Below are 3,512 nucleotides of genomic sequence, written 5' to 3'. Positions count from 1 at the left end.
GGTTGAAGGTGATTGGGTTGAAGGTGATTGGGTTGAAGGTGATTGGGTTGAAGGTTATTGGGTTGAAGGTTATTGGGTTGAAGGGGGTTTTTTGAACTTTCAACATTCAACTTGCTAACATTCAACCAGTTAATATTCAACCAGTTAATATTCAACCAGGCAAGATTCAACTTGCTAACATTCAACTTGCTAACATTCAACTTGCTAACATTCAACTTGTCATCAACATTCAACTTGCTAACCTTCAACTTGTCATCAACATTCAACTTGCTAACCTTCAACTTGTCATCAACATTCAACTTGCTAACATTCAAGCCAGCCTTTAACTGGTTTGGATTAACTTTAATGGTGTAGCGATCAACATTGGCGTCGGGAAATTTATAGTAAAGTCTCAGTTGTTGCAGCTGACGATTACTTTGTAATAAGGGGCGGGTATCCCACAGGGGAATGTTGTCGATGGTTAGGTGATTTTTTTCTAGATCGGTGCTGGTCAGATTACCTTGGGGGTTAAAGGTTTCAACTTCAATACTATCCAGCTCAAAAGCTGCTCTGGTTAGGGCAATAGTCCGAGCAATATAGGGTCGTTCTAAGGCTAACTCGTTGGGTTCGACTTTAAACCGTTGCACTGCTGCGGGTAAGATTACCCCAGCAATCCCCCATATACCTAGGTATAAGCCGAGTATCCACAATGCTACTGGTATTTTGGTGGGCAGGCGGCGTATCCAGACAATTGACCTCAAGAGTAACAACAGTGCGATCGCAAAGGCCAGAATGCTCAATCCGGTATTAAAGGGCAACTTGACTGAGACATTGGTGTAACCGGCACCGTAAGCCACACCACGGGTTGAATAGAGTAAATTGTACCGGGAAAGCCAATAGTGGAAGGCTGTGATTGCGGACACAGCAGACCCAAGGCCATACAGGTGCCGTAGTTGGTTTTGGGAAAATCCCGGAAATTTACCATCTGAAAGACTATTACCCGAGGTTAAGTAAATTAGCCATACTGCCACTAGACCAAAGAGAAATAATCCCCCTAGCCAAAAATCCAATAGTTGCCATAGGGGTACACCAAATACATAGAAACCGATATCCTGTCTAAATAGTGGCTCGGTAGTGTTAAAGGCAGTGGGATAGAGATACTCTAAAATTCTGCCCCATTGTTCTGAGATCACCATCGCCCAGGAAAAACTTAGTGCTAGGGCGATCGCTCTTAACCACAACTGAGTATTCACCATTAGCCCTAGCATCACTGCGGAGATCATCCCCAGCTGCCAAACTAGATAGCTTCTGGATTCCGATAAAAATAGCTTTCCAAGAGATACCCAACCCAAGGGTGATGGTAAGGGGGGTGTTGCTTCACTCAGAAAGGTGGCTGACAAGGTTTTCCGATGGAAATCCCAAACGAAAAAGGCGGTTTTTCCGTAGTACAACAGCACCACCCCAACTAATAAACTGAGTGCTAGGGCAAAGGGCAAAAGCGATCGCAATCTGAAGGCTGGGCGTTTTCTAGAAAATTTTCTATCCGCTCTCACTCCCGATTTCACGATGGGGGAGGGTGAGTTTAACTGTGTTTGGTTAAGGGTTAACGATGAAGAGTCAAGAGTTTTAAACCCTTTTAGCCAGGTAATCTCGAGGTCTGCTAAATTTTTCGGATGCTTGAATTGGTTGGCTAAGGATAAATTCGTCAGCAAAAACCCCAATGATAGGATAAATACAATTACCCACAAACTCAGCTGGGTCTGCAAACGCAGCACGAAAGCGGATAGATAATCCACTTCCGTGAACCATAAAATTTCTGCTACCAGGTGAGATAGCAAATTCCAAGCTATCCATATACCGAGTAGCCCAGTAACCCAGCGAGAGAGTTTGGTCATTTGTCTTTAGTTTTGAGTCATTACCAGGATAGCGTGGTTCCTGAAAAACCCAAGACTTCCCGACTTTCTCACGAATCACTAACTGCTAAATTGGTTGCTTGCCATTATCTAAATTAAATAGCATTTGTAACGATTCCATGGCCAAGCGTCGGGTTTCAATATCTTGCTGTGCTCGTAATTGCACCATCGGGTCATGAAGGATTTTGTTAACAATCCCTCTGGTTAGGGCTTCGATCACTTCTTGATGTTTTTCGGCAAATTCTGACCCAAGACGGGATAGGGCTTTCTCTAGCTCTTGCTCACGGATTGTTTCGACCTTGCTGCGCAAGCTGCTAATGGTAGAAACGGTTTCTAGGGAACGCCACCAGATGTCAAAGGCTTCCACTTCTTGGTATAAGAGTTCTTCTGCTTCCATGGCCATCTTACGACGGCTTTCTTGATTCTGTGCTACTACTGCTTTTAAGTCATCCACGTTGAATGAGTGGACAGTCTCTAGCTCATCAACATCCGCTGCTACATTACGAGGCACAGAAATATCAATTAGCATTAATGATTGGCTAGTCTGCAACACTCCTTCTAAATTCGAGCGAGTCAGGAGTGGTTCGGTGGCACCAGTGCTAGTAAATACGATATCTGACTCGGCAACCACTGTCATCATATCTGACAAGGCATGGAGTTTTAGCTCTGCTTTGGGAAACCCTTGGGCTAACTCTTCAGCCCGTTTGGTGGAACGATTCAGAATTGAGATATCTACGGCACCTTTGGCCAGCAGATGTTTCACCAGTAAGCGCGACATCTTGCCAGCACCAATAATTGCTATTTTATAGGGGGTCAAAGAGGTGCCATAAAGGGTCTCTACCTTCTGCTGAGCTAACTCTACTGCGGCTGAGCTAATGGAGACTGCCCCTGTTCCAATACTGGTTTCGGTGCGAACTCGCTTACCGGCAGTAATTGCTTGTTTAAACAGTTTATTAAGTAGACGTCCAATTCCCTTGTGTTGCTGACCAAGTTTATGGGTGGTTTTGACCTGAGCTAGAATTTGCCCTTCTCCTAAGACTAGGCTATCTAGACCGCCAGCAACCCGCATTAAGTGCATGACTGCATCTTGATACAACAGAATAAATAGGTGGGGGCGCAACTTGGCTAGAGGAATGCCAGCTTTTTCTGTCAGAAACTGGCACAATTCTCGAATTCCTGCATCAGTTTCTGTGGTGACTATATAAACTTCCAACCGATTACAAGTACTCAGTATCGCTACCTCTTCTATATGAGGATAGCTACATAAGTCGGGCATCACAGTTTCTAACTGGGCTTCTGGAATGCTGAGTTTTTCTCTGACTTCAACCGGTGCTGTCTTGTGGCTCAGACCTACTACGGCAATATTCATGTTTTTTATATGAAGGTTTGATTGCAGTATTAGTTATAGCGCTACGCGCCAGGCAATAGGCAATAGGCAATAGGCAATAGTGAAGAAAAAAGCTTACTAATCAAGGGATTGAGCTATTTTATTTTTCATTCATTTGTCTTAACCATAGTGCGTAGTGCTATATAGCAATTCTTAAAAAGGTGAGAAACTTTTATATTTGGTTTTAGGGAGTAGGGAGTAGGGAGTAGGGAGTAGGGAGTAGGGAGTAGGGA

2 protein-coding genes are annotated in these 3,512 nt (G+C 44.1%); both read right to left on the bottom strand.

What is annotated here, in order from left to right; all coding sequences use genetic code 11:
- The coding region (locus AC4II3_RS31060; RefSeq protein WP_490723006.1) for a UPF0182 family protein at positions 1 to 1,874 on the bottom strand (1,874 nt) is incomplete at its 3' end.
- Between the two features lie 85 nt (positions 1,875 to 1,959).
- Positions 1,960 to 3,261, bottom strand: coding sequence for a glutamyl-tRNA reductase (locus AC4II3_RS31055; RefSeq protein WP_488016326.1), 1,302 nt, complete (start codon positions 3,259 to 3,261; stop codon positions 1,960 to 1,962).
- Positions 3,262 to 3,512 lie beyond the last annotated feature (251 nt).

This window comes from Moorena sp. (assembly GCF_982860115.1).
This window is presented reverse-complemented; position numbering and strand designations above follow the sequence as displayed.